The organism is Streptomyces lincolnensis, from assembly GCF_001685355.1.
In the GTDB taxonomy this organism is placed as follows: Bacteria; Actinomycetota; Actinomycetes; order Streptomycetales; family Streptomycetaceae; genus Streptomyces; species Streptomyces lincolnensis.
Genome location: NZ_CP016438.1, coordinates 4,906,912 through 4,932,330 on the forward strand (window position 1 = coordinate 4,906,912; position 25,419 = coordinate 4,932,330).

Consider the following 25,419-nt stretch of genomic DNA (forward strand, 5'->3'; position numbering starts at 1 on the left):
TGAAAGGGAATTCCCTGGCATGACGGGTCAGCGGTGGCAGTGTTCGTTGCGTTCCTGCCGTGTCATCGGCTGGCTGTGCATGTTGATGTAACCGCCGCCCGGATTACCGACGTCCCAGCCGGACTCCGTGTAGTTCTTGACGTACCAGACGAAGTGGCCGTAATAGCGCTTCTTGAACTGGATCTCGTACCAGCCGGTGGCCTGCCGCTTGGGCGTGCCGCGTTCCATCCAGCCCTTGTCCCAGGGGTTGAGGTGCTTCTTGCGCTCGACGGTGTCGGTGTGGCTGCGCTCCCAGGTGCGGTTGTAGCTGGTCTCCAGGCCCACCTCGAAGACCTTCGCGAACCCGGCGCTGGCGGTGATCGTGATACCGACGTTGTCGGAGGAGCCGGTCGTGTCCTGACCGCCGACGCTGAGTTCGCCCGCGGTGTTGTCGCAGTTGTAGGTGGGTTCGCCGACCCGGTGTGCCGGTCCGGTGTAGGTGCGGAACGACTGCGGGTGGAAGGCGCAGAAGCTGCTGGTGGTGTTGCACTGCTGGAGCAGTTCCCGCACGGAGGGCTTGTCGGCCGCGGAGGCCTGCGGGGCGACGAGCAGAGTGGTGCCGACCGCTACGGCGGCCACCGCTCCGGCGGTTCGGGCGAATCTCTTCTTGTTCTCGGGCCGACGGCGCTCGAATACCATGGCCAATTCCTTCCAGAGGTGGGGTGCCGGTGGAATTCCCCAGCGACTGGAATAAGTACACAGTCAGCGCCTGGATCGGCCATCAATGTTCTCTCAGAGAACGGTGCAGAATTTCCTGTGCGAGTGATCGGCGTTCGATCGTATTTAGATCAGAGTCGGATCAGAAAAGCCGTTTCAGTTCCCGCACACCGTGCGGTAGGGCGCGTCCGGGACGTACGCCTTCCACTGGGCCCTCGTCAGGTTCGTGCCGCCCAGCCGCGCGCAGATCAGCTCCACGGCCCTGGCGGGGTCGACGGTGTAGCGCTGGAGCGGGACGTGGGTGCCGGCCGCGTAGAGGGTGGTGCTGTCGGCGGAGAAGGCGAGGGAGGTGATCGCCTCGCCGGGGGTGGGCAGCGGGCCGCCGAGGGGCTGTTGGGTGGCGGTGTCCCAGAGCTGGAGGGTCCCGGCGTCGCCGCCGACGGCGAGGGTGCTGCCGTCGGGGCTGATCGCGAGGGCGCCGACCGCCTCGGGGGCGTCGCCGAGCGGGGTGGGGAAGGCGTTGCGGAGCACACCGGCGCGTTGGCGTACGTCCTTGTCCCACAGGCTGACCCGGCCGGTCAGGTCGCCGGCCGCGAGGCGGGAGCCGTCGGGGGCGAAGGCGAGGGCGCCGACGCCCCCGCCCTGCACGAGGTCGGAGCCGGTCGTGGTGCCGGAGGGCAGGCGTACGGCGCTGTCCTCGGCGACGAGCAGCCGTTCGTCGGGGCGCAGGGTGATATGGACGCTGTCGGTCCGGTACACGGCGGTCCGCCGGCGGCTCACGGTGTCCCACACCTCGGTGCTCAGCCGACCCAGGCCGGGGACACGGACCGCGTACAGCGTGCGGCCACCGGCACCGAGCGCCAGCCCGGCCACGGATCCGGGGGTCGAGCGTGGGGACAGGCCCAGTGTGGCGCTACGACGGTCCAGGCGCCGGTCCCAGACCGTGACGCGCTGGGCGAGACCGTCCCGGCCGGGGACGGAGACGCCGTACGCCAGAGCCGTGCCGTCGGCGCTGAACGCCAGCAGGGGCAGCATGTCGGGAGGGTCGACGGTCGGACCAGAGGGATCAGAAGGACCGGACGGGACAGGAAGCGGCGGAGTCGGCAGCGTGCGCACCACCCTGCCCGAGCGGGTGTCCCTGAGCTCGACGCGGTACGTCGCCCCCGTGCGCCGCGCGGTCGCGAGCGCACGGCCGTCCGGACTCAGCACCGCCGCGGTGAGCGGGTGTCCGGACCAGGGCGCGGTGACGGTGGTCGTGAGGTCCAGGGTGTGCACGGTGCTGCCTTCGAGGTAGCGCAGCAGCGGGCGGTCGGGGTCCCAGACGGGGAGATCGGAGAGGTGCTGGTTGTTCAGGGCGTGCCGGAAGACCGGGGTGTCCGGGTCCGACAGCCGCCAGATCTTGATGTCCTCGGCGTCGGTGGTCGCCAGGAAGGCGCCGTCCGCGCTGAAGGCGGCCGTCGAGAGCCGGGGAACGTCGAGGTCGGCGATCCACCGTCCCGTGCGGATGTCCCAGACCCGCACCCCACGCGCGGACGCGACGGCGAACCGCCCGTCGGCGCCGAACTCCAGCAGCGTGTGGTCGTCGTCGCAGACGCCGTCGCTCTTCTCCTCCTCCCACGGCCCGGACACCGCTCCCCCGCCGACCTCGTAGACCCGTGGGCTCTTCCCGGACGGGCAGACGGCCACCAGCCGTCCGTCCGGGCTCGCCGTCACCTCCGTCAGCGTGGGCAGGTCCGTCTCGAAGCGCACGCGGCCGTCGGTGGTCGAGCGCAGGCGGACGCGGTCGCCGTCCATGTCGTTCTCGGAGTAGAGGCCGCCGCCGGTGAAGAGTTCGAGGCTGCCGGGAGGCAGGGCGGGGGTGCGGGCCCAGTGGCCGGTGGTCATGTCCCACAGGCGGGTGCCGCCGTCCGGGCCGAGGACGGCGAGCAGTCGGCCGTCCGGCGCTGCCGTGGCGACCCGGCCGCGCGGCAGCCGGCCGGAGCCGAGGGGGCGGTGGGTGGCCACGGACCAGGTCCGCCAGGTCCGGCCCTCGACGCCGAGGAGCGTACGGCCGGAGTCGACGAGGTACCGCGAGGGCTCGTGGCCGTGGACGGGGGCGGTGAAGGTGTCGGTCTCGGGCTGGCCGAGGGCGCCGATCAGGGCGCGGCGGGTCTCGGGCAGCCGGGAGACGCGCCAGGCGGCGACGCCGAGGAGCTGGGCGGTACGCGGGTCTGTGGTGCGCAGGGCGTCGGCGACCTCGGCGACCCGGCGGGCGGCGTCGTCGGTGGTGCGGCGCCGGTTGTCGGCGTGCTGCTGCCAGGCGACGAGCCCGGCGACCAGGGCCACCGCCAGCACCGCCGACAGCGTGGTCAGCAGGGTGCGGGCCCGGCGCCGGGTCCGGGCGGCGGCCCGTGCCTCCGCGTCCCGGGCCTCGAACGCGGCGATCAGGAAGGCCCGTTCGGTCGCGGTCAGCGCGGGGTCGTCGAGGTGGCCCGGGAAGAGGTCCCCGGCGCGGGCGAGCCGGCTGCCCCGGTACAGCGCGCCGGGGTCGCGGTCGTGCTCCCGCCACACCCGGGCGGCCTCGGTCAGGGCCCGGTGGTGGCGCAGCCGTTCGCGGTCCTCCTCGATCCAGTCGTGCAGCCGGGGCCAGCAGGTGATCAGGGCCTCGTGGGCCAGCTGGACGCCGTCGTCGTCGCCGGTCAGCAGCCGGGCCCGGGTCAGCCCCTCCAGCACCACCCGTACGTCCGGGTCGGACCACTCCTCCAGCTCGGCGCGGGGCAGCGGGCGCCGGGTGTCGGGGGTGCCGAGCCCCGGTTCGATCATCCGCAGCAGCAGGCGCCGGGCGGCCCGCGCCTGCGCGGGCGTCAGCCGTCCGTACGTGTCCTCCGCGCTGGCCGCGATCGCGCCCCGCACCCCGCCGGCCGCCTCGTACGCGGCCAGGGTCAGCATCCGGCCGCGGCGCCGCCGCCAGGTCTCCAGCAGGGCGTGCGAGAGCATCGGCAGACCGCCGGGCTCGTCCAGCACCTCGTCCACGATCCGCGCGGTCAGCTCCCGCTCGACGATCAGTCCGGCCGTCTGCGCGGGCCTGATCACCACGTCCCGCAGCTCGTCGGCGCTCATCGGCCCGACCAGCAGCCCGGCGCCGCGCAGGACCGCGGCCAGTTCCCGGTGCTCGCCGCAGCGGGCGTAGAAGTCGGCGCGGACGGCGATCAGGACGCGCAGCCGGGAGCCGGGGTCGCGGGAGGTGAGCAGCAGGTCGATGAAGCGGGCCCGCTCCGCCCGGTCGCGGCAGAGGGTGAAGGCCTCCTCGAACTGGTCGACCACGGCCCAGACCTCGGGCTCGTCCTCGGCCGGGGTCAGCAGATCCGCGTACGTCTCGGCGGGCCGGGGGCCCGGGGTGAGCACCCGCAGCACCGCCGGCCGCCTCCGGCCGCCGATCTCGTCCCGCAGCCGGGGGATCAGCCCGGCCCGCAGCAGCGAGGACTTGCCGCTGCCGGACGCCCCGAACAGCACCGCGAACCGGCGATCGCACACCAGTTCGTGCAGCTCCTCGATCAGCCGGTCCCGGCCGAAGAAGACCTCACGGTCGTCCGGCTCGAAGCGCGCGAGGCCGCGGTACGGCGGTGCCATGTCCTCCGTGTCCTCACGCGGTACGCCCGCGACCTCGGCCTCGGCCTCCTTCCACCGCGGCTCCCACTCGGCCGGATCGCCGCCGCAGGCCCGCACATACCCCTGGAGCACGTCGAGCGAGGGCAACCGCTTGCCGGCGGCGGCCTGGGCCAGGGCGGCGGTCGAGAAGTGGGCGCGCTCGGCCATCACGCGGTAGGTCGGCCGTCCGGCCTGCTCCCGCAGCACCCGCAACTCGTGGGCGAGCCGCTGCACGGGACCGGCCGTCGGATCGACCGGCCTCTCCGGACGCCCCACCGGCACACCCACTTCCACGCATGCTCGACACAGCGAACAAAAACGACACTCGGGACGAGCAAGATACGTTTCGCCCCGATCGAACGTCATGCGAATCCTGCGGAATGTGGCCTTGATGACAGGGGGCGTCCGGGATGCGGGCATCGTCCTGTGACTCCCGCGCCCGGGCCTCACGCCGTCCCAGCCGTGGTCCTACGACGACCAGGACCGGACACTCGGCACGCGCGAGCGCGGTCCGCTGCCGGCCGGGCCTGCGATGCGGGCGCCCGGTGACGCGGGAGGCGCCGGGGAGGAGCGGGGCGTCGGGGCGGGCGGCGACGGCACACAGGACGGCGGCCGGGGCTCGCCGAGGGCGGGGTCGAGGCGCCGGGGCGGCCTCCTCGTCGCCTCGGCGGAGTGCGGCGAGGCTCGCGCCCACCATGGGCGACACCGCCCGCACCACCACCGCGGCGGTCCGCCTCCGGCTCGACCGGTTCCCCCGGAGCCACGGCTGAGTACAGTGCCGTGGCATGGGGGATGTCACCACGACCGATGATCAACTGGAGACCTACCGCTCCGAGTTGACCGGCTACTGCTACCGGATGCTCGGCTCGGTCTTCGAGGCGCAGGACGCCGTGCAGGAGACGATGGTCCGGGCCTGGCGGAGCCTCGACCGGTTCGAGGGGCGGTCCTCGCTGCGGTCGTGGATGTACCGCATCGCCACCAACGTCTGCCTGGACGCCCTGGCGGCGGGCAAGCGGCGGGCGCTGCCGATGGACCTGTCCGGCCCCACCTCCGGTGCCGTCTCGCCGGGCGCCCCGCTGGACAGCGGCACCTGGATCGAGCCGTGCCCGGCCCACCTGACCGGCGCGGACGGTGACGACCCGGCCGAGGCGAGCGTGGCCCGCGAGTCCGTCCGGCTGGCCTTCGTCGCCGCGCTCCAACACCTGTCTCCCAAGCAGCGGGCCACGCTGCTCCTGCGTGACGTGATGGCCTTCTCCGCCCGCGAGGTCGCCGACCTGCACTACGTGACCGTCGCCTCGGTCAACAGCGCGCTCCAGCGGGCCCGCGCCACCCTCGCCGCCCACCGCGCCGAGCGGGCCGACCCGGCGCCCGATTCCGTCCAGCGCGTCCTGGCCGACCGGTACGCCCAGGCCTTCTCCCGCTTCGACATGGTCGAGCTGAGCATGCTCCTCCACGTCGACGCCACCCTCTCCCTGCCGCCCTACGCCCTCTGGATGCGGGGCGTCTCCGACATCCAGGCCTGGCTGAACGGCCCCGCCATCGGCTGCAAGGGCTCCCGCCTCATCCCCACGATCGCCAACGGCTCCCCCGCGTTCGGCCAGTACCGGCCCCGCCCCGACGGCCCCGGCTTCGCCCCCTGGGCCCTCCAGGTCATCAAGTACGGCCCCGACCGCATCACCGGGATCAACGCGTTCCGTGACACCGACCGCCTGTTCCCGCTGTTCGGCCTGCCCTCACACGTCCCCGACTGACAGCTCGGCCCACACCGTCTTGCGCGGACGCGGGCCCAGAGAGACGCCCCACTTCTCGGCCAGCGCTTCTACGAGGACGAGCCCCCGGCCGGACTCCGCGTCCAGGTCCGGGACTTGGGGACGCGGCTCCCGGTCACCGCACGTGTCGGTCACCTCGATCCGCAGGGTGTCTCCCACGACGTAGAGCGTCAGCCGGAAGTCCCTGCCGGGGATGCGGCTGTGCGTCGCCGCGTTCGTCGCCAGCTCGGCGATGATCTGGCGGGCCGGGTCCAACGGGAGCCCCCACGTGCGGAGTTGTTCGGTCGCCAGCAGTCGGGCGAGGCGGGCTCCTCGGGGCGTGGGGGACAACTGGACGCTGAAGTTGCGGATGCGGGTGGCGGCGGATTCCTGGATCACGTCACTCAGAGTGGCCGCACATGTTTACCGTGAACAGTGACTACTCCGTTGCGTAGGGTAATTGTCCGGTCGTTGTCCAGCGCTGTCTGGGCTGTCTGAACGGGCCGCAGGGGTAGGGGGCGACACGGCACGGTTGAACGGCGCAGGGCTGGAGGGGTACCGGATGCAGCAGCTCAAGACCGAGGCGGACGAGCCGGGTTGGGAGGTCGACCCGGACGACGAGTGGGGAATCGCGGTCATCGCCACTGTCGGACGGCAACTGAAGCTGCGGCGCGAGGCGGTGGGCATGCGGGCCGCCGACTTCGGCACGGCCGTCGGGTACGGCGAAGACATGGTCTACAAGATCGAGGGCGGCAAGCGGATCCCCCGGCAGGAGTTCCTGAACCGGGCGGACGAGGTGCTGGAGGCGGGCGGGCTCATCTCCGCGACCTGGGAGGACGTGAAGAAGGTCCGCTACCCGAAGAAGGTGCGGGAACTGGGCAAGTTGGAGGCCCAGGCGATCGAGATCGGCGTGTACGAGTGCAACATCATCGCGGGGCTGTTGCAGACGCCGGAGCACGCCCGGGCGGTGATCGGAGCGGTGCAGCCCCCGTACTCACCGGACGACGTGGAGCGCATGGTGGCGGCGCGGTTGGCTCGGCAGTCGGTCTTCGACCGGGATCCGGCTCCGTCGATCCACTTCGTCCTGGAAGAGGCGGTGCTGCGGCGTCCCATCGGGGGCACAATGGTTCGACGGCGGCAGCTCGAACGCCTGCTGGAGGCGGCTCAGCTGCACCACGTCGTGCTTCAGGTGATGCCGATGAACTGCGAGGTCCACTCCGGTCTGGACGGAAGGATCGAGGTGCTGAAGTTCCCGGACGGCACGGCGGTTGGGCGCTCCGACCGCGCCTTCAGCGGCCGCCCGACCTCAGATCCGAAACAGCTCCGCATCCTTGAGCTGCGGTATGGCACCATCCGGGCGCAGGCGCTCTCCCCAGGGGAGTCGCTGACCCTGATCGAGCAAATGCTGGGAGAGACATGATCCGCGACGCCTCCGAACTGGCGTGGTTCAAGAGCAGCTACAGCGGCGGCAACGATGGCGAGTCCTGCGTCGAGATCGCGGTAGCGCCCCGCACGATCCACGTCCGCGACTCCAAGCACCGCACCACAGGCCCCCGGCTCGCGCTCGCGCCGGAGGCCTGGGCCGAATTCGTGTCGTACGCCTCAGCCGGCCGCTGACTCGCCACGGCCCTCCAGGGCCACGCGCGGCAGGCGGCGGGACAGGGACCCCGGGAGCCACCAGGCCCGGGGTCCGAGGAGTTGCATCACGGCCGGGACGATCAGGCAGCGGATGACGACCGCGTCCAAAAGGACGGCCACCGCCAGGCCCAGGCCGAACTGCTGGAGCATGCGGCTGGGGCTCAGGATGAACGCCGCGAAGACGACGATCATGATGGCCGCCGCCGCGGTGATGACCTGGCCCGTGGCCGCGAGGCCCTCGCGGACGGCGTGGGCGTGGTCGCGCTCGCGCTCCCATTCCTCGTGGATGCGGGAGACGAGGAAGACCTCGTAGTCCATGGAGAGTCCGAAAACGATCGCGAAGATCATGACCGGGATGAACGCCTCGACCGGACCCGGCTGGACACCGAACCAGCCCTCCTGGAAGACCAGCGTGATCACGCCGAGCGCGGCGGCGATCGACAGCAGGTTGAGCAGGGCCGCCTTGACGGGGATCAGGAGCGAGCGGAAGACCAGGAGCAGGAGCAGGGTCGACAGGCCGACCACGATCGTGAGGAACAGGGGGATGCGCGACGACACCGCGTCCGCGAAGTCCTGGGCCGCCGCTGTCGGGCCGCCGACCAGGTAACGCGCGCCCGTGCTGTCCGCGAGGGGCGGGAGGACGTCGTCGCGGAGGGTGTGGACGAGGTCGGCGGTCCGCTCGGCCTGGGGAGCGGTCGTCGGGTAGGCGATGAGGGTCCACAGCTCGCCGTCGGAGGACGGGAAGGGCGGGGTCGTCGCCGCGATGCCCGGCGTGGAGTCCAGCGTCTCGCGCAACTGCGCCGCCGCAGCCGTGTCTCCCTCCGTGACCAGGATCAACGGGCCGTTGAAGCCGGGCCCGAAGCCCTCCGCGAGGAGGTCGTAGGCCTTGCGACTCGTGGACGTGGGCGAGTCGTTGCCCGCGTCGGCGAAACCGAGGCGCATGCCCAATGCCGGGGCGGAGAGCGCGAGGAGGGCGACGACCGCGATCAACAGGGCGGGGAGCGGGCGGCGTTGGACCGCCGTGGCCAGGCGGCGCCAGCGGTGGCCCTCCTCCCGGCCCCCCTTCGCCGCCCGCTTGCGCACATGGCGCTGGATGCGGGGCCCGAAGAAGGACAGCAGCGCGGGCAGGAGGGTCAGCGAGGCGGCCATCGTCACCAGGACCGTCAACGCCACGGCCAGGGCCACGCCCTGCAACGACCCCAGGCCCAGGGCGACCAGGCCGAGCAGCGCGATGATCACCGTGCAGCCCGCGAAGAAGACGGTACGGCCGGCCGCGTCGAGGGCGATGCGGGTGGCGGCCTGGGGTTCCGCTCCGCGCATCAGCTCGTGGCGGTAGCGGTAGAAGATCAGGAGGGCGTAGTCGACGCCGACGCCCAGGCCGACCAGCATCATGATCGGCGGGGTGAAGTCGGCGACGGTGAAGACGTGCGAGGCGAGACCGATCAGGCCGATCGCGCCGCCGACCGCGAAGAGGGCCGTGATCAGGGGCAGCGCGGCGGCCACGAGCGAGCCGAAGAGCAGCACGAGGATGACCAGCGCGGCCAGCATTCCGGCGCCCTCGGACGCCCCGCCGCCCTCCTCCTCGGCACCGCGGACCGGGTCCCCGCCGAGCTCGACGGTCAGGCCGTTCCCCTCGGCGGCCCGGGCCGTGTCGATGAGCCGGGTGACATCCTCCCGGGGGATCTCCTCGGCCTTGCCGCCCATGAGGACGGTGGCGTAGCCGATGGTGCCGTCCTCGGAGACGGCGCCGGGACCGTCGTAGGGGCCGCGGACGTCGGTCACGGACGGCAGGGCGCGGACGTCGGACAGCAGGCGCTCGACGGTGGTGCGGTCGCCGGTCAGGCCGTCGGGGGACCGCAGGACGATCTGCACGCTGTCGCCCGCCTGCGCGGAACCGTGCTGTCTCAGCAGGTCGGTGGCGGCCTGGGAGCCGGTGCCGGGGAGGGAGAAGTCGTTGCGGTAGGCGCTGCCCGCGCTCTGCGCGCCGGCCGTGACGGCGGCGACCACGACGACCCACAGGAGGAGGGCGCGCCAGCGGTGGCGCTGGGACCAGGTGGCGAGGCGGAGAAGGAGGCCCGGGTGTGCGCGGGCGGTGACGAGGGTGCTCATGTCCGGCAGCGTCCGGCCCCGGCGTGCCCCGGGGCATCGGCCCGGGGCGGACACCTGGCGTACCCCAGGAGTTGTGGGGTGGTCCGGCCGGCTACGTCCCCGGTTGCAGCCAGCCCGGGGTGACCATGCCGGACTCGTAGGCGAGGACGACGAGTTGGGCGCGGTCGCGGACGTCGAGCTTGGTCATGATGCGGCTGACGTGGGTCTTGGCGGTGGCGGGGCTGAGGACCAGGCGGGCGGCGATCTCGTCGTTCGACAGACCCGCGGCGACCAGGCGCATGACCTCGCGTTCGCGGTCGGTCAGGGCGTTGAGGCGGGGGCTCGGCTCCGGGGCGCGCACGCGGTCCGCGAACTCGGCGATGAGGCGGCGGGTGACGGACGGGCTGATCAGCGCGTCGCCGCGGGCCGCGACCCGGACGGCGTGCACCAGCTCCTCCGGCTCGGTGTCCTTGACCAGGAAACCGGCCGCACCGGCGCGCAGGGCGCCGTACACGTAGTCGTCGAGGTCGAAGGTGGTGAGGATGACGACCCGGACGCCGTCGAGGCGGGAGTCGGCGGCGATGTCACGGGCCGCCTGGAGGCCGTCGACGCCCGGCATACGGATGTCGAGGAGGACGACGTCGGGGAGCCGGTCGCGGCAGACGGCGAGGGCCTCGGCGCCGTCGCCCGCCTCGCCGACGATCTCGAAGTCGTCCTCGTCCTCCAGGATCGACCGGAAGCCGGCCCGCACCAGGCGCTGGTCGTCCGCCAGCACGACCTTGATCATGACGACTCCTCGATCATGAAGGCTCCTCGGTCATGAAGGCTCCTCGGTCATGAAGGCTCCTCGGTCATGAGGGCTCCCGCCCGGCACACGGCAGCCACGCCCGGACGATGAACCCGCCGTGCGGGCCCGGGCCCGCCGTCAGTTCGCCGCCCAGCGCGCGGGCCCGCTCCCGCATGCCGGTGATGCCGCTGCCGGGCAGGCCTCCCGTGGCGGCGGGTCCCCGGCCGTCGTCGGTGATCTCGACCGTGAACTGCCGCGGGCCGCGTTCGGTGCGGACGGTGACCGTGGTGGCGCGAGCGTGCCGGGTCACGTTGGTGAGGGACTCCTGGATGATCCGGTAGGCGGCCAGGTCCAGTTCGGCGGGCAGCGGCCGGTCACCGGTGGACTCAAGACGTACGTCGAGACCGGCGAGGCGTGCGGACTCCACCAGGTCGGCGAGCCGGTCGAGGCCGGGCGCGGGCGCGGTGGGCGCCGCCTCGTCGACCTGACGCAGCACGCCCAGGGTGGCCCGCAGTTCGCGCAGCGCCTCCCTGCTGGTCTCCTTGATCGCGCCGAGCGCCTCCTCGGCCCGCTCCGGCCCGCCCGCCGGGTCCTTGCGCAGGCGGCGCAGGGCGGCCGCGGACTGGACGTTGATCAGCGAGATGTGGTGACCGACGACATCGTGCAACTCCCGCGCGATCCGCAGCCGTTCCTCGCTCGCCGCCCGCTGCTCCGCCTCCCGGGCCAGCGCCAGCCGGTTGTGCCGCACCCACCCGAGGGCGACCACCCCGACGAGCCAGCCGGCCAGCATGAACAGGGCGACGCCGTTGACGTCGTGGTTGCCCCGCAGGGTGCCCGCGCCGGTCAGTGCCAGCGCCAGGGCGGCCAGGACGACCGCGGCCCGCAGCCGGCCGGCGGCGGCGACCGTGTACAGGGCGACGACGAACGCGAGCATGAGGGGACCGTCGTAGAGGCTGGTCAGGTAGTAGGCGATGGTGAGGACCAGGACCAGGCTCGCCACGGCCACCGGGCGGCGACGGCACAGGTACAGCGCCCCGCAGGCGGCCGTGAGCAGCGTCCAGTCGACCGCCACGGCCTGCCAGGACTCCGTCCGCCCGCCGACCAGCGAGCGCATGCTGCCGAGCGCGACCAGCACGAAGACACCGGCGGCGAGCGCCGCGTCCGCCGCGTGCCCGCGCGGATATCGCGGCTCGCGTGGCGATCGCGGCCGTCGCGGATGCCGCGGCCCGGCTGGGAACACCGGCCGCAGCCGACGGGACACCGTGACCGACACCATGCCGCCAGCGTAGGCAGACCGCGTCCACCGCGCCGTCCTTCCGGCGGTGGAGGAGGGGACGGCCGCCCCGCAACTCCAGGGGTACGAGCGGTCCGGCGGCCGCAACCGACGGGGTACGCCAGGTGTCCTCTCCCGGCCGACGCCCGTCCGGCGCCCGCCCGCCGACCCTGGGGCCATGAGCACCGACCTCAGTCCTCCGCTCGCCCTGGCCCGGCGGCTGCGCCGCGTGAACCGGCCGATGGTGGCCGCGCTCACCGCCACCGCGCTGATCCGGCCGCTGTTCTCGGTCACCGGTCTGAGCGACGCGCTCGGCCGGCCCGTCACCGCGCTCGTCCTGACCGCCGTCATCGCGCTGACCTGGATCCTCGCCGTCGGCCTCACCCGCGTACCCGAACCCCTGCTCACCCTCGTGGCCGTCGGCGTGGCCTACGCGCTGGCCGTGCTGATCGGCAGCGCGGTCCTCTCCCCGCTCCTCGACGGGGAGCTGCGGGGCCCGGCGGCCAAGCCGTACGCGATCGTGCCGCTGTTCGTCGTCAACGCGCTGTGGGGGGCGTTCTGCGGGGTGTGCGCGATGGGGGTGCGCAGACTGCGGGGGACCGGTCGGTGAGGGACCGGTCGGTGAGGAATCGGCCGCTGAGGGACCGGTCGGTGAGGGATCGGTCGGTGCGGGACGGGTAACCGGTTCCGCATGGCTGGGAGGATCCTCGTCGGCACGTGTTCCTGGACCGACCGCGCTCTGGTCGGCAGCGGCTGGTACCCGGCCGGGCGGCGCGATGCCGAGGGGCGGATCGGGTACTACGCCGAGCGGTTCGGGGTGGTCGAGGTCGACGCGAGCTACTACGCCCTGCCCGGCGAGCGGAACAGCCGGCTGTGGGTGGAGCGCACTCCGGACGGCTTCGTCTTCGACGTGAAGGCGTTCTCGCTGCTCACCGGGCATCCGACCCGGGAGGCGGTGATGCCGGGCGGGCTGCCCGCCGATGCGAGGAACCCGGCGGTCCTGGACGAGGTGTGGGCGCGGTTCGCCGACGGGATCGAACCGATCCGGGCGGCCGGGCGGCTGGGCTGCGTGCTGTTCCAGTTCCCGCCCTGGTTCCGGCCGGGGGCGCGGGCCGAGACGTTCCTGACGGAGTGTGCGGTACGCACGGACGGGTGGCCGGTGGCCGTGGAGTTCCGGCACCCCGCGTGGTGGGGCGAGCGGCCGGCGACCGAGGCGCTGCTGGCCCGGCTCGGCTTCAGCGCCGTGGCCGTCGACATGACCCAGACGCTGCCCTTCTCCATCCCGCCCGCCACACCGGTGACTTCACCCCGTCTGTCCGTCGTGCGGTTCCACGGGCGCAGCGCCGCGTGGGGCACGGGAAGCAAGGAGGACCGCTTCCGGCACGACTACTCACCGGCCGAACTCGCCGAATGGACGCCCCGCTTACGCGCCCTCGCCGCCCAAGTCGACGAACTCCACGTCCTGTTCAACAACTGCTGCGGCGACTCGGCGGTACGCGCCGCCGAGTTGATGTCGAGCATCCTGCCGGGCTCCCCTGCTACGATCGATCACGAGAATTGAACGTGTTCAACACGCGAACACGAGCAACCGCAGGGGGAACGCATGTCCGCAGTCACCACACCTCGCCAGGACGACTCACCCGCCACCGCGCTCGGCCCCGTCGCCCTGTTCCTCGGGCTCGTCGCCGCCACGGGAGCCTGGCCCGCCCTGATGTTCGCCACCCTCCCGTGGTCGCTCATCGCCGGCGGCCTCGCCGTCACGTTCGGCGCGTCCGGCATCCACTACGCCCGTCAGGGCATCGGCCGGATGTGGACGGCCGTGGCCGGGACCACCCTGGGCGCGGTCGGGCTGGTCGGTGTCTACACGCTCATCGGGTTCGCCTAGAGCCTGAACCGGCGGGCGGGCGGGCTGGCTGGTCCTGGTCCTGGTCCTGGTCCTGGTCCGGCGGGTCCTCGTCCGACGGTCGGGTCCTAGCCGATCCGCACGTTCTGCGTCACGCTCACCTGGTCGATGTCCGACACCCGGACGGTCACCTTCATCTCCCAGACACCGGCGAGGGGCAGGGTGAGCGCGCTCGTCCCCCAGTAGCCGCCCTTGTCGGCGAGTTCGGCGTCGATCGGGCCGATGTCCTGGACGGGATGGGTGAAGGACAGCCGCAGTTCGGGGACGGTGGCGATACCGCCGTCGGGGGTGAGGACCACGGCCTCCACGGAGTTCTCGCCCTTACGGCCCGGATCCAGGGTGATCTGCACCTTGCCGCGGGCCCGGCCCACCTCGAAGGGCACGTACGACACGGACGCGGTCGGCAGCCCCGCCACCGAGGCGTCCTTCGCCGCCTCCGCCGCGGCCCGGCCCGGCAGCGTGCCGGCGAGGATCGTACTGAACACCAGCACCGCGACCGCGATGACCACCTCCACCAGCACGGACCGGCGCAGGCCGCGCCGGAACGGGTCGTCGGAGGGCACGGACTCGGCGGGCACGGACTCGGAGGGGACGGACTCGGCGGGCCCGGCAGGCCCGGCAGGCCCGGCAGGCCCGGAGGACTCCGACTCCGACTCCGACCCGGCGCTCGCTCCACCCGCCGCGCCCCCGGTCGCGCCCACCCGCTCCGGCACACGCTCCTCCACCACGGCCTCCACCACAGCCTCCGACGGCTTCGCCACACCAGCCCCCGCCGACTCCGTCACCAGCCGTGCCGTCCACTGCCGGGACAGTCCCGCCATCCCCAGCAGCAGCACCACGGCGACCAGCTTCAGGAACAGGAGCCTGCCGTACGTCGAGTCGGTGAGGGCGGACAGGGAGCCGAGGCCGCGCCAGGACTGGTAGACGCCGGTGACGACGAGGACGGTGACGCAGCCGAAGGCCAGCCGGGAGAAGCGGGTGACCAGGGCGGCCGGGGCCGCCGACGAGCGGGACAGCGTGACCAGCAGGGCCGCGAGGCCGCCCAGCCACACCGCCATCGCCAGCACGTGCAGCACGGACGAGGTCATCGCCACCGGCACCTGGATCCCGGCGGACGCGTGCTCCGCGGCGGCCCAGGTCAGCGCCAGGGCGACCGAGAGGACGGCACCGCCCGCGAGCCAGGCCCGCGACAACGCCGCGCGCCGCAGCAGTCGTACGACGAAGAAGGCGGCGACCGGCAGCAGGGCCAGGCGGACCAGCAGTGCCTCGCCCGGGCGGGTGGTGAGGACGCGGGTGAAGGACGAGAGGTCGAAGGCCGCCGCCGGGCCCGCGCCCGACTCGTACGGGGCGCGCAGCACCAGCAGGACGAGCGTGGCACCGCCCAGGGTCCACAGCCCCGCCCACAGCGGCCCGCGCAGCGGACCCGAGTCCGGCGGGCGGCAGACCGCGACGAAGGCCGCCGTGCCGATGAGCAGCGCGGCGCCGAGATAGGCGAGCCAGCGGGCGATGTTGTAGAGGCCGCCGGTCGCCGGGTCCTCCACCGGCCCCGTGTCGATCGTCGCCGTCGTCGCGGAGGGCTTGCCGACGGAGAAGGTGAAGGCGCCCGAGACCGGGTGGCTGTCGGCGGACACCACCCGCCAGGCCACCACGTAGGTGCCCTCGCCGAGCTTCCCGGGCAGGGTCGCCCGGACCGTGTCGGAACCGTCCGGCCCGTGCACGACCTTCGCCGGACGCAGCCGCCGGTTCTCCGGGTCCAGGACCCGGAAGGAGTCGTCGAGCAGGCCGACGGACTCGGTGAACGTCAGGGTGATGTCACGCGGGGCGGTCTTGAGGACGGTTCCGTCCCGGGGGTCGGTGGAGCGGAGGGCCGCGTGCGCGGACGCCGTTCCCGCACCGCCGCCGAGGAGCAGGACCAGCACGGTGCCCAGCAGCACCAGCCCCTGAAGTCCCCGGTGTCGTCGCCCCGCGCCGCGCTCACCCTCACGTTCCACGTGTGTACTCCGCATCCGGAACCGCCGCCTTCCGCGGTAGTACGGACGCGGGCGCTCTCGTGCTCACCGGCCGGTCCGTGGCGCTCACCACGTCGAACGCGCCGACACGCCCCCGTCGACGACCAGGTCGTGCCCGGTCACCCAGGAGGCGAGCGGCGAGGCCAGGAAGACGCACGCGTCGCCGATGTCCTGCGGGCGGCCCAGGCGCCCGAGGGGAGCCGCCTCCCGCCATCGCCGCACCCCGTCCGGCCAGGCGTCCTCCAGGCCCTCCCGGTGGACGAGCCCCGGCGAGACGGTGTTCACGCGGATGCCGAGCGGGCCGTACTCCAGCGCCGCCGACCGGGCGTGCATCACGACGGCCGCCTTGGACGCGGAGTAGTGGGCGTGGTCCGGGGCGGGCCGGCTCGCCTCGATGGAGGCGATGTGGGTGACCGAGCCGCCCTGCTCCCGCATGACCTCCGCGGCCGCCCGGGTGCACGAGAAGACGCTCGACACGTTGGTGTCCACGACCTCCCGCCACTCGCCCGCGGTCATCTCGGGCAGGGCCCGCGTCGGCTGCACCCCCGCGTTGTTGACTAGTGCCGTCAGCCGCCCGCCGCCCCACTCGGCGGCCTCCCGCACCAGACGGCGGCAGGCGTCCTCGTCGGTGAGATCGGCCTGGAGGACGACGGTCCGGGCGCCCGCGTCGCCCGCCTGCCGGGCGGTTTCCCGGGCCGCCGCCACGGACGTACGGCAGTGCAGGGCCACCGCGGCCCCGTGCTCGGCGAACCGCAGCGCGATGCCCCGCCCGATGCCGCCGCCCGCGCCGGTGACCAGGGCGATCTGTCCGTCCAGGAGTCCCGGGGGCCTGGGGTGTTCCGGAGGTGTCATGGACGGCACAGTCCCGCGATCAGCTCGGCCCGGTCCGGGTGCCGCGCCGTCAGCTCCTTCTCGTCCCCGTGCTCGTAGCCCTCGTAGGTGAACCCGGGGGCCATGGTGCAGCCGAAGAAGGTCCACGCGCCTCCGGCCACGACCCGGGCGCCCATCCAGGTGCCCGCCGGGACGGTGAGCTGGAGGTGCTGGCCGGCGAGGACGTCCGGGCCCAGGACGGGAGTCGAGGACGTGCCGTCCGGGGCGAGCAGGAGGAGCCCGAGCGGGTCGCCGAGATAGAAGTGCCAGATCTCGTCGGTGGGCAGGCGGTGCAGGGCAGAGAAGTCGCCCGGCGCGGCGGTCAGCAGGGCGACGATCGCGGAGCCCTCCGGTCGTCCGTCGGGCCGTTCGGGTCCCGCCCAGGTGCGTCGGAAGAGCCCGCCCTCACGCGGGATGGGCTCCAGACCGTAGTGGGCGACCAGATCGTCAGGAGTCACCCGGGAAGGCTACCTCCCGCCGCAGGAACGCCAGTTGGGCGTGCTTCTCGGGCAGGTACACGTCCGGGATGTCGATCTCCGGCAGGACGACGGCCTCCCCCGCCTCGAAGCCCTGCTTCAGGAAGCGGGCGATCGCCTTCTCGTTGCGCACGTCGGGGTCGACCACGACCCGCCGGCGGTCCAGGCCGAGCAGGACGAATCCGGCGACGGCGCCGAGCAGCGCGGACGACCAGCCGGGCCGGGTCCCGTCCCCGCCCGCGGGCGCGAGCAGCAGGTGGACGCCGATGTCGCCGGGTTCGACCTCGTAGCACTCGCCGACGCGGTCGGCCCGCGGGTCGTAGGTCTGGAGGAGGCCGACCGGTTCGGCGTCCTTCAGCAGCAGGAAGGCGTGATGGGTGTCGAGGGTGTCCATGTGCGCGTAGATCTCCGCGACCTGGTCCCTGGTCAGCCCGTTCATGCCCCAGAACGCCGCCCGCTCCTCGCTCACCCACGCGTGGACCGTCCCGGCGTCGGCGTGCGCGTCCAGGGGGAGCACGCGGACGGTTCCGTAGCCGTCGACGGTCTGCTCGTGGACGGGGTCACGGGCGAGTTCGCGGGTGAGGTCACGGGGCTGGGTGTCAGACATCGCTTTCCTTCATGAGCCGGTCCCAGTCGGTGACGACCGGGACGAGATCCCCCTTGAGCCACAAGGGGAGTTGATCACGGTGATGGGCCGAACCGGGCACGCCCGAGGCGCCGAAGGGCACCACCCACAGGCTGTCCTCGCGCCGGGCCAGGTCCCACACGTACCGGGCGGCCGGGCCACGCGCGCTCAGATCGCTCCAGCCGGGCACGGCCGACGTGCACAGCACGCAGTCGTGGTCGCCGGACAGCCCCGGTTCCTCGTCCCCGGCGCCGGGCAGCGCGCGCCAGGGCGACAGACGGTGGGTGTCGCCCCACATCCCCACGGGCGGTTCCGCGGCCACCTCCTCGACGGCCGCGCGGACGGCCTCGGCCCGGTCGACGCCGTACAACTCCTCGGCCCGCAGCAGGTGCTCGAGCGCGAAGCCGATCCGCGGGACGAGGTGCATCCAGGGCAGGAGGACCTCCGGGTAGGCGGGCGGGGTGGTCAGCGCGGCGAAGGCGGGGTGCGCCGCGAGCCGCCGTACGACGGCACCGCGTACCGCCGCGTACAGCGCCGCGTCCGTGCTGTCCGCGTCCATGTGGCGGTCCCAGCGCAGCAGGGTGTCCCTGGTCCGGGCCGCCTCGGGAGACAGTCCGTCCAGCTCCGCCAGGCGGTCCAGCAGCGGTCCGGCGGAGGAGAGCCGGGTGTCCATGTGGATCGACGGCATGTCGGCGGGCGACCAGTGGTCCTTGCCGTCGAGGAGGGCCGTGATGCGGTCGGCGCGGTGGGCGGGGGCGAACTCGACGCCCAGCGGGGCCGACGGTCCGCGCTGGTTGGCCATCACCGCGATGCCGTCGGTCAGGCCGGCGCGGGGCATCTCGTGCCAGCCCCGCCACTCGTGCCCGGGCTCCCACGCGGGCACCGGCCGGACCCGGTTGGCCTCGGCCCGCTCGGGCACCCGGCCGGCCACCCGGTGCAGCAGGCCGCCCTCGGTGTCGGCGGCCTGGACGACGTTGACGGGTTCGGCCCAGACGTCGAAGGCCCGGTCCACTTCGGCGACCGTGCGGGCCCGCAGCAGCGGGAGCAGGGCGCCGAAGCCGAGGTCCCCGGTGACGCGGGGCGGATACCGGAGGCTGACGGCGAGCGGGGCGAGGACTTCTTCGCCGCTCTCCGGGACACCACCGTCGAGTCCTTCCGGGCCGCCCACGATGACGGGCCCGCGGTCGGTCTCGATCACCTCCACCTCGACCGGCTCCCCGCCCGCACACGCGACGGTCTCCGTGTGCCGGGCGGCCCGCCGCCAGCGGCCGTCCGGGCCGAGGGCCTCGACACCGGCGCCGGTGCGGCGCAGGCGCTCGCGGTAGAGGTCCTGGTAGTCGGCCATGGCGTTGGTGATGGCCCAGGCGACCGTGCCGGTGTGGCCGAAGTGGGCGATGCCGGGGACGCCCGGGACGGCGAGGCCGACGACGTCGAACTCCGGGCAGGACAGGTGTATCTGCTGGTAGACGCCGGGTTCCTCGATGAAGCGGTGCGGGTCGCCGGCGATCACCGCCCGGCCGGTGGTCGTGCGCTCGCCGCTCACCAGCCAGCCGTTGCTGCCGGAGGTGCCGGGGCCGTCGGCGGCGAACAGGCCGACGGCCGCGGGGCCCAGGTGGCGGACGGCCTGCTCGCGCCAGAGCTTGGCCGGGAAGCCGGCGAAGAGGATGTGCGTGGAGAGCCAGACACCGAGGGGGGTCCAGGGCTGCCAGCGGCCGGGGGCTAGGCCGACGCGGGCGAACTCCGGCGCCGTGGCCCCGGCCAGCCCCTCGTTGACGCCGTCGACGTAGGCCCGGACCCAGTCGGCGGTCTCCGGGTCCCGTCTCTCCAGCGCGGCGAAACAGCGTCTCGCGGTGTCGTCGAGTCGGGCCTGTCTCGCGAATCCGTCCCAGGCCAGGGCGTCGGTGCCGAGGAAGGCGGCCGAGGTGCCCTGGGCGCGGTGCCGTTCCGCCTCCAGCTGCCAGGCCCGGTCGCGGGCGGTCACCAGGCCCTGGGCGCGGGCGAGTTCCCGTGCGCTGCCCGCACGGAGATGGGGTATCCCCCAGGCGTCGCGGTAGATCCCTGTGATCACCCTGTGCTCCCTCAGTCTTTTAGGTTAGGCTCACCTAAGTAGACGCTCGATGTGTGGGAATCGTACGTGAAGGGTGAAATCGTCATGGCGCAGGGGCACGGCTGGGAGGGCGCGGTCCTCAAACTGCTGCGCGCGAAGGACTTCGTCCTCACCGTCACGGGCGCCGAGGACGTCACCGAGCACTACCGCCGCGTCCACCTCACCGACGGCGGCATGCTCGCCGAGACCGGCATCCACCCGACCATGTGGGTCCGGCTCTGGTTCGACAACGCCGGCAAGCCCCACCAGCGCGCCTACACCCTGGTCGACCCGGATCCGGCGGCCGGCACCTTCTCCCTGGAGTTCGCGCTCCACGAGGGGTGCGCCAGTGACTGGGCGCGGGCGGCGAAGCCCGGGGACACGATCGAGGCGACCGTGCACGGGACGGGCTTCCAGCGGCCCCAGCCCGAGCCCTCGCACGTCTTCGCGATCGGAGACCCGGCCTCGCTGCCCGCGCTCAACTCCCTCCTGGACGAGCTGGACGGGGCCCCGGCCACCGTCTGGTTCGAGTCCACCCTCGACGACCTCCCCTTTCGCACCGACCCCTCCCGCCACGACGTACGCCCCGTTCCCCGCGAGGACTCCGGCGCCCACCTCGTCGCCGAGGTGAAGCAGTCCCTCCCCGACCTGCTGAAGGCAAGCCCCGAGCCGTACGTCTGGATCGCCTGCGACACGGCCACGACCCGCACGCTGTCGTCGTACGTCCGCAAGGAACTGGGCGTCCCCAAGCAGCGCGTGCACGCGCTGGGGTACTGGCGGGCGGACTGAGCCCGCGCGTCCGGCCGTAGGTCCTGTCGCAAAGATCTCGCCAAGTGGCGCAACCCTTGCGGTGACCGGTGGGTCGAGTGGGACATCCGTTGCTTCGGTCAAGGAGTCCCGTTGCGCAGAACAGCCATGGCGGCCGCCGTGTTCGCCGGGGTCGTCGGCGTCACCCTCACGCCCACGGCCTCGTCGGCCGCCACCCCCTACAAGGGCGCCAACACCGCCGCCGTCCAGGACGACTTCAACGGCGACGGCTACCGCGACCTCGCGGTCGGCGCGCCGCACGCCGCCAACGGCAGCGTGGAGTCGGCCGGAGCGGTCGTCGTGCTGTACGGATCGGCGTCCTCGGTCAGCGCCACCCGCCGGACCGTCCTCACCCAGGCGACGACCGGCGTCCCCGGCGCCCCGGAGGACGGCGACGGCTTCGGCCGGACGGTCACCAGCGCGGACCTCGACCGGGACGGCTACGCGGACCTGATCGTCGGCACCCCCGACGAGGCCGTCGGCAGCGACTACGCCCGCGGTTCGGTGACGGTCGTCTGGGGAAGCTCGACCGGCCTGAAGACCGCCACCAACATCTCCCCGCCCGCCGGCTACGGCGAGGGCCGCACGTACTGCCGCTTCGGCCTCTCCCTGGCCACCGGCGACATGAACGGCGACGGTGCCCCCGAACTGAGCGTCGGCTCCGGCTGCGAGGGCGCCACCTACACGGGCCCCTTCACCCGCACCGGACAGGCCACCACCCCCGTCCGGGAGACCTTCTACGGCGAGACCCGAGGCGTCGTGATGGGCGACGTCGACGGCGACGGCGACGCGGACCAGTTCTGGCTGCCCGGCCCCACCGACGGCGACCTGCGCGGACCGGTCTACGTCCAGCCCGGCGTCAAGGACGGCGACCCCACCCCGCCCTCCTACCGCACCGCGCTGCCCTACGCCGACGGCCACGCCGGCGTGATCGGCGACCTCAACGGCGACGGCTACGGCGACCTCGTCACCGCCGTCTCCACCGACGACTCCATGTCCGGCGGCCCGGACGGCTGGGCCCACCGCGGCGGCGAGATCCAGGTCCTCTACGGCAGCGCGCAGGGCATCACCGCCACCCAGAAGCCCCACGTCTACTACCAGGACACCGCCGGGGTGCCCGGGGCCGCGGAGGACGGCGACATGTTCGGGCAGTCGCTGAGCGTCGGCGACGTGAACGCCGACGGATACGCCGACGTCCTCGTCGGCTCCCCCGGCGAGGCCGTCGGCACCCTCGCCTCCGCCGGTACGGCCGTCCTGCTGCGCGGCTCCGCCACCGGCCTGACCACCACCCAGGCCGCCGGATACACCCAGAACACCGCGGGCGTCCCCGGTGCCGCCGAGACCGCCGACCGGTTCGGCGCCGCCGTGCACCTCGCCGACCTCAACAGGGACGGCAGGGCGGAGACGATCGTCGGGGCACCCGGCGAGAACAGCGACGGCTGCGTGTGGGTCGCCCGCGGCTCGGCCTCCGGCCCGGTGCCGAGCGGCTCGGTGAACCTGTGCGGCACCAGCTCCGGGATCACCGTCCGGGGCGTCGAGGGCGCCTTCGGTGAGGCGCTGCCGAGCGCTCACGTGGAGCTCTGACGCGAGCCGGGGCATGATCGGGGTCATGGACGTCACGCTTCACCTCGCCCAGGACCCCGAGGCCGACGCACTGCTCGGACGGTCTCCGCTCGCCGCGCTGGTCGGGATGCTGCTGGATCAGCAGGTCCCGATGGAATGGGCGTTCAAGGGGCCCCGGACCATCGCGGACCGGCTCGGCGCGGACGATCTGGACGCGCACGACATCGCCGCGCAGGACCCCGAGGCCTTCGCCGCGCTGCTCTCCGAGAAGCCGGCCGTGCACCGGTACCCCGGTTCCATGGCCAAGCGGATCCAGCAGCTGTGCCAGTACCTCGTCGAGCACTACGACGGGAACGCCGAGCTCGTCTGGAAGGGCGTCGCCGACGGACCCGAGCTGCTCCGCCGCCTGGAGGGGCTCCCCGGCTTCGGCAAGCAGAAGGCCCAGATCTTCCTCGCCCTGCTCGGCAAACAGCTCGGCGTCCGGCCCAAGGGCTGGCGCGAGGCCGCCGGCGCCTACGGCGACCCGAAGTCCTTCCGCTCCGTCGCCGACATCACCGGCCCCGAGTCCCTCACCAAGGTCCGCGCCCACAAACAGGAGATGAAGGCGGCGGCGAAGGCGGCCAAGGCAGCGGGGTCGTAACCGCCCCCTGTCCGCCGAACGGGCGGTTCTCGGCGTCGGCTGCTGGGCCTTCGGCGGGGCGCGGGGAGATCACCTCCCATGAGCACCGAACGCAGCCTGCCGCGCCGTCGTCGCGCCTGGCTGCGGGTGCTGGTGCTGCTCGTGGCCCTGGTGCTGCCGGGCGCGCACACCGGAACACACGCGGCGCCCGCGACACCGCCGGCCGGCGAGGCGATCGAGTACGACCTTCTCGACACCGCCCTGCGGCTCCCGGCCCGTGCCGCCCGGCGTCCCGTCGTACCCCTGCGTCCAGCGCCCCGGCCGGAGCCGGCGCCCGGCGTCCCGGCGGGCGCTCCGCTCCCGGCGGTGCCGAGGCCGTCGTACACCTTGGCCGCCCTGCGGACGGTGGTCCTGCGCTGCTGAGGGGACCGGTCCTCTCCGGTCCCCCGGTTCATCGGCACGACGCGAGGAACACAGACATGGCCATTGATCCGTACGCGGTCCTGCGCGCGCTGCTGCGCGCCGAGGCCGCCCGCAGCACACCGAAACCGCAGGTGAAGGGAGCCAGGCCGGAGCAGCCCGAGAAGGAACGCGGGCGCTGATCCGTCGGCGGGGGCGGGGCCCGACGGGTCACCGCCTCCGCCGGGCCGTCCCGAAGACCGAGCGGGTGATCTCACGGCCGATCTGAGTGCCGAGGGAGCGGGCGAGGGACTTGAACACGCCGCTGCCCACGGCCTGTGCGACGACGGAGGGCTCCTGCCGGGGGGCTTCCCCGGGTGCCTTGGGTGCCCTCGGTGCGTTTGATCCCTTCGGCTCCTTCGGCTCCTCGGCCTTCCGCAGGGCCATCTCGTCCGGGCCCTTCGCACCGCGGGACTCGGTCAGCTTCTCGTACGCCGATGCGCGGTCCACAGCCTGTGCATAACGCGCGTGGAGCGGGGACGCCGTCACCGCCCGGTCCAGGACCGCCGTGTCGACCGGGCCCATCAGGGACTCCGGCGCGCGCAGCCGGGTCGCGGCGACCGGGGTCGGGGCACCCTTCTCGCTGAGGACGGTGACGACGGCCTCGCCGGTGCCCAGGCCGGTGAGCAGCTCCTCCAGGTCGTAGGCCGAGTTCGGGAAGGTCTTCACCGTGGCCCGCAGGGCCTTCTGGTCGTCCGGGGTGAAGGCGCGCAGGGCGTGCTGGACGCGGTTGCCGAGCTGGGCGAGGACGTCGGCGGGTACGTCCTTCGGGGTCTGCGTCACGAAGAAGACCGTCCCAGAGGAGGGCGCCGAGATCGAGGGCGGGACCGGTGAAGGCGTATCCGGCGGCGATCTCCAGCGCGGGAGCGGGGAGGGCGGGGGCGCCGCGCGAGGGCGTGGACATGGCACCGGAAACTGCCTCTGGCACGGTCTCACTGTCCCTCATGACGGACCCCTGTTTCCCTTATGAAACCTTTTGCACCATCTTTTCCAGCCTCGCACTCCGTCGCCATGGCTGCGCCCGGAAGGTCTTGACCGGTAGGCTTTCCGTGTGATCTTCAAGCGCATCGGAAACGGCCGGCCGTACCCCGACCACGGCCGGGAAAGCACCCGGCAGTGGGCGGACGTCGCGCCGCGCCCGGTCCGCCTCGATCAGCTCGTGACGACCAAGGGCCAGCTCGACCTGGAAACCCTGCTCGCCGAGGACTCGACCTTCTACGGCGACCTCTTCGCGCATGTCGTGAAATGGCAGGGCGACCTGTACCTGGAGGACGGCCTGCACCGCGCGGTCCGCGCCGCGCTCCAGCAGCGCCAGGTGCTGCACGCCCGGGTCCTGGAACTCGACTGACACCCGCGGTGGACCTTTTGTGAACCCATGGCGGGCCGTTTGTGACACCCGCAGTGGGCCTTTTGGGTCTACCGGCCGGTGTCCAATGATCATCTAGTAGGCATCGCCGCCCAGGCGCACTACGCTGCGCCCATGAGCATGCTGACTCCCCCCGGCATGGGCGGGAAGTACCGGATCACGGGCGACACACACCCCCGGATGCGCCGACCTCGGCGCCGCGGCAGGCTCGTGGTCGGGGTGGTCGCCTCCGCCGCCGCGCTGGGGCTGGTCGGCTGGGGCACGTTGCAGCTCATCGACGTCTTCACCGGCGGTGGCGACAAGGCGACGGCGGCCGGACCCAAGGCCGACTGCGGGACCCGGGCCACGCCGTCCCCGTCCGCGTCCCCCAGCGCCGCCGTCGTGATCAAGCCAAACCGGATCACCGTCAACGTCTTCAACGCGACGGCCCGCAGCGGCCTGGCCAAGAAGACCGCGGACGAGCTGAAGAAGCGCGGGTTCAAGATCGGGGACGTCGGTAACGCGACGGCGGACTACGACAAGAAGGTCAAGGGGACGGGGCTGCTGCTCGGGCCCCCGTCGTCTCTGCGTACCTCGTTGCCGGTCCTGGCCACGCAGCTGAGCGGGGCCGAGCAGCGGCCCGACGGACGCAAGGGCACCGACGTCGATCTGATCATCGGTGACGGGTTCAAGGCGCTGAACGGCAAGGCCGCCGCGGACAAGGCGCTGGCCGCGCTGTCCTCGCCGAAGCCGGCGGACTCCTCGTCCAAGAAGAGCTGTTGAGCACCGCGGGGCCGCGT

24 protein-coding genes and 1 pseudogene are annotated in these 25,419 nt (G+C 73.1%); 13 read left to right on the forward strand and 12 right to left on the reverse strand.

All coding sequences use genetic code 11. The features are described 5' to 3' along the window. Nucleotides 1–27: 27 nt before the first annotated feature. Both SLINC_RS21795 and SLINC_RS21800 read right to left on the reverse strand, forming a co-directional pair. Nucleotides 28–678 (reverse strand): hypothetical protein, encoded by a 651-nt coding sequence (locus SLINC_RS21795; protein ID WP_067435718.1) that lies wholly within the window; start codon nucleotides 676–678, stop codon nucleotides 28–30. A gap of 174 nt (nucleotides 679–852) precedes the next feature. Beyond that, nucleotides 853–4,599 carry an nSTAND1 domain-containing NTPase gene (locus SLINC_RS21800; RefSeq protein WP_067445581.1) on the reverse strand — a complete coding sequence of 1,249 codons (3,747 nt, stop codon included), beginning with the start codon at nucleotides 4,597–4,599 and terminating at the stop codon, nucleotides 853–855. A 509-nt stretch (nucleotides 4,600–5,108) separates the two neighbouring features. Between SLINC_RS21800 and SLINC_RS21805 the strand changes: the two genes are divergently transcribed. Further along, the gene (locus SLINC_RS21805; RefSeq protein ID WP_067435720.1) at nucleotides 5,109–6,074 is read left to right on the forward strand and encodes a sigma-70 family RNA polymerase sigma factor; all 966 of its coding nucleotides are present in this window, start codon (nucleotides 5,109–5,111) and stop codon (nucleotides 6,072–6,074) included. Here the strand turns inward: SLINC_RS21805 and SLINC_RS21810 are convergent. Beyond that, nucleotides 6,057–6,470 carry an ATP-binding protein gene (locus tag SLINC_RS21810; RefSeq protein WP_067435725.1) on the reverse strand — a complete coding sequence of 138 codons (414 nt, stop codon included), beginning with the start codon at nucleotides 6,468–6,470 and terminating at the stop codon, nucleotides 6,057–6,059. The genes SLINC_RS21805 and SLINC_RS21810 overlap by 18 nt on opposite strands. Before the next feature lie 163 nt (nucleotides 6,471–6,633). On the opposite strand from SLINC_RS21810, the gene SLINC_RS21815 reads away from it, so the two are divergent. Beyond that, nucleotides 6,634–7,491 carry a helix-turn-helix domain-containing protein gene (locus SLINC_RS21815; RefSeq protein WP_067435729.1) on the forward strand — a complete coding sequence of 286 codons (858 nt, stop codon included), beginning with the start codon at nucleotides 6,634–6,636 and terminating at the stop codon, nucleotides 7,489–7,491. Then, nucleotides 7,488–7,688, forward strand: a complete 201-nt coding sequence (locus SLINC_RS21820) for a DUF397 domain-containing protein (protein WP_067435733.1) — start codon at nucleotides 7,488–7,490, stop codon at nucleotides 7,686–7,688. Before SLINC_RS21815 ends, SLINC_RS21820 begins: the two co-directional genes overlap by 4 nt. Here the strand turns inward: SLINC_RS21820 and SLINC_RS21825 are convergent. From SLINC_RS21825 to SLINC_RS21835, 3 genes are all read right to left on the reverse strand, one after another. Further along, complete coding sequence (locus tag SLINC_RS21825; RefSeq protein WP_067435736.1) at nucleotides 7,674–9,818, reverse strand: MMPL family transporter; 2,145 nt, start codon at nucleotides 9,816–9,818, stop codon at nucleotides 7,674–7,676. The two genes, SLINC_RS21820 and SLINC_RS21825, sit on opposite strands and share 15 nt — an antisense overlap. 91 nt (nucleotides 9,819–9,909) lie before the next feature. Beyond that, entirely contained in the window at nucleotides 9,910–10,584 is a 675-nt protein-coding gene (locus SLINC_RS21830; protein WP_067435743.1) for a response regulator, read from the reverse strand. A 64-nt stretch (nucleotides 10,585–10,648) separates the two neighbouring features. After that, nucleotides 10,649–11,860, reverse strand: coding sequence for a sensor histidine kinase (locus SLINC_RS21835; protein WP_079164651.1), 1,212 nt, complete (start codon nucleotides 11,858–11,860; stop codon nucleotides 10,649–10,651). 175 nt (nucleotides 11,861–12,035) lie between these two features. Here SLINC_RS21835 and SLINC_RS21840 point away from each other — a divergent pair, with 175 nt between their 5' ends. From SLINC_RS21840 to SLINC_RS21850, 3 genes are all read left to right on the forward strand, one after another. Beyond that, nucleotides 12,036–12,467: a hypothetical protein gene (locus SLINC_RS21840; RefSeq protein WP_067435747.1), complete on the forward strand. Its 432-nt coding sequence runs from the start codon at nucleotides 12,036–12,038 to the stop codon at nucleotides 12,465–12,467. An 81-nt stretch (nucleotides 12,468–12,548) separates the two neighbouring features. After that, nucleotides 12,549–13,418 carry a DUF72 domain-containing protein gene (locus SLINC_RS21845; RefSeq protein WP_067435751.1) on the forward strand — a complete coding sequence of 290 codons (870 nt, stop codon included), beginning with the start codon at nucleotides 12,549–12,551 and terminating at the stop codon, nucleotides 13,416–13,418. Between the two features lie 42 nt (nucleotides 13,419–13,460). Continuing rightward, nucleotides 13,461–13,742, forward strand: a complete 282-nt coding sequence (locus SLINC_RS21850; protein ID WP_067435754.1) for a hypothetical protein — start codon at nucleotides 13,461–13,463, stop codon at nucleotides 13,740–13,742. Nucleotides 13,743–13,828: 86 nt separating this feature from the next. Here the strand turns inward: SLINC_RS21850 and SLINC_RS21855 are convergent, their stop codons facing one another. The 5 genes from SLINC_RS21855 to SLINC_RS21875 form a co-directional block, all read right to left on the reverse strand. Beyond that, nucleotides 13,829–15,694: a copper resistance CopC/CopD family protein gene (locus tag SLINC_RS21855; protein ID WP_067435757.1), complete on the reverse strand. Its 1,866-nt coding sequence runs from the start codon at nucleotides 15,692–15,694 to the stop codon at nucleotides 13,829–13,831. Nucleotides 15,695–15,835: 141 nt separating this feature from the next. Beyond that, nucleotides 15,836–16,621: an SDR family NAD(P)-dependent oxidoreductase gene (locus SLINC_RS21860; protein ID WP_067435759.1), complete on the reverse strand. Its 786-nt coding sequence runs from the start codon at nucleotides 16,619–16,621 to the stop codon at nucleotides 15,836–15,838. Then, nucleotides 16,618–17,097 carry a cupin domain-containing protein gene (locus SLINC_RS21865; protein ID WP_067435760.1) on the reverse strand — a complete coding sequence of 160 codons (480 nt, stop codon included), beginning with the start codon at nucleotides 17,095–17,097 and terminating at the stop codon, nucleotides 16,618–16,620. Before SLINC_RS21865 ends, SLINC_RS21860 begins: the two co-directional genes overlap by 4 nt. Next, a complete protein-coding gene (locus tag SLINC_RS21870; protein ID WP_067435761.1) occupies nucleotides 17,087–17,722 on the reverse strand; it encodes a GNAT family N-acetyltransferase in 636 nt (211 codons plus the stop codon). Before SLINC_RS21870 ends, SLINC_RS21865 begins: the two co-directional genes overlap by 11 nt. After that, on the reverse strand, nucleotides 17,715–19,808 hold the full coding sequence (locus SLINC_RS21875) for a penicillin acylase family protein (protein ID WP_067435763.1): 2,094 nt from the start codon (nucleotides 19,806–19,808) through the stop codon (nucleotides 17,715–17,717). Before SLINC_RS21875 ends, SLINC_RS21870 begins: the two co-directional genes overlap by 8 nt. A gap of 84 nt (nucleotides 19,809–19,892) precedes the next feature. Here SLINC_RS21875 and SLINC_RS21880 point away from each other — a divergent pair, with 84 nt between their 5' ends. The 5 genes from SLINC_RS21880 to SLINC_RS50055 all read left to right on the forward strand — a co-directional run bounded on the left by SLINC_RS21880 (nucleotide 19,893) and on the right by SLINC_RS50055 (nucleotide 23,417). Beyond that, nucleotides 19,893–20,615, forward strand: a complete 723-nt coding sequence (locus SLINC_RS21880; RefSeq protein WP_067435768.1) for a siderophore-interacting protein — start codon at nucleotides 19,893–19,895, stop codon at nucleotides 20,613–20,615. Nucleotides 20,616–20,726: 111 nt separating this feature from the next. Then, nucleotides 20,727–22,217 carry an FG-GAP-like repeat-containing protein gene (locus SLINC_RS21885; RefSeq protein WP_079164652.1) on the forward strand — a complete coding sequence of 497 codons (1,491 nt, stop codon included), beginning with the start codon at nucleotides 20,727–20,729 and terminating at the stop codon, nucleotides 22,215–22,217. Nucleotides 22,218–22,242: 25 nt separating this feature from the next. After that, the gene (locus SLINC_RS21890; protein ID WP_067445584.1) at nucleotides 22,243–22,836 is read left to right on the forward strand and encodes an HhH-GPD-type base excision DNA repair protein; all 594 of its coding nucleotides are present in this window, start codon (nucleotides 22,243–22,245) and stop codon (nucleotides 22,834–22,836) included. A 78-nt stretch (nucleotides 22,837–22,914) separates the two neighbouring features. Then, nucleotides 22,915–23,238, forward strand: a complete 324-nt coding sequence (locus SLINC_RS21895; protein ID WP_067435776.1) for a hypothetical protein — start codon at nucleotides 22,915–22,917, stop codon at nucleotides 23,236–23,238. A gap of 56 nt (nucleotides 23,239–23,294) precedes the next feature. Then, nucleotides 23,295–23,417 carry a hypothetical protein gene (locus SLINC_RS50055; RefSeq protein WP_257785186.1) on the forward strand — a complete coding sequence of 41 codons (123 nt, stop codon included), beginning with the start codon at nucleotides 23,295–23,297 and terminating at the stop codon, nucleotides 23,415–23,417. A 28-nt stretch (nucleotides 23,418–23,445) separates the two neighbouring features. On the opposite strand, the pseudogene SLINC_RS21900 reads toward SLINC_RS50055, so the two are convergent. Next, nucleotides 23,446–24,066: pseudogene (locus SLINC_RS21900) on the reverse strand (helicase HerA-like domain-containing protein); the annotation flags it as partial. Nucleotides 24,067–24,325: 259 nt separating this feature from the next. On the opposite strand from SLINC_RS21900, the gene SLINC_RS21905 reads away from it, so the two are divergent. Both SLINC_RS21905 and SLINC_RS21910 read left to right on the forward strand, forming a co-directional pair. Next, entirely contained in the window at nucleotides 24,326–24,622 is a 297-nt protein-coding gene (locus SLINC_RS21905; RefSeq protein WP_003999914.1) for a type II toxin-antitoxin system VapB family antitoxin, read from the forward strand. A gap of 132 nt (nucleotides 24,623–24,754) precedes the next feature. Beyond that, complete coding sequence (locus SLINC_RS21910; protein WP_225988354.1) at nucleotides 24,755–25,402, forward strand: LytR C-terminal domain-containing protein; 648 nt, start codon at nucleotides 24,755–24,757, stop codon at nucleotides 25,400–25,402. Nucleotides 25,403–25,419 lie beyond the last annotated feature (17 nt).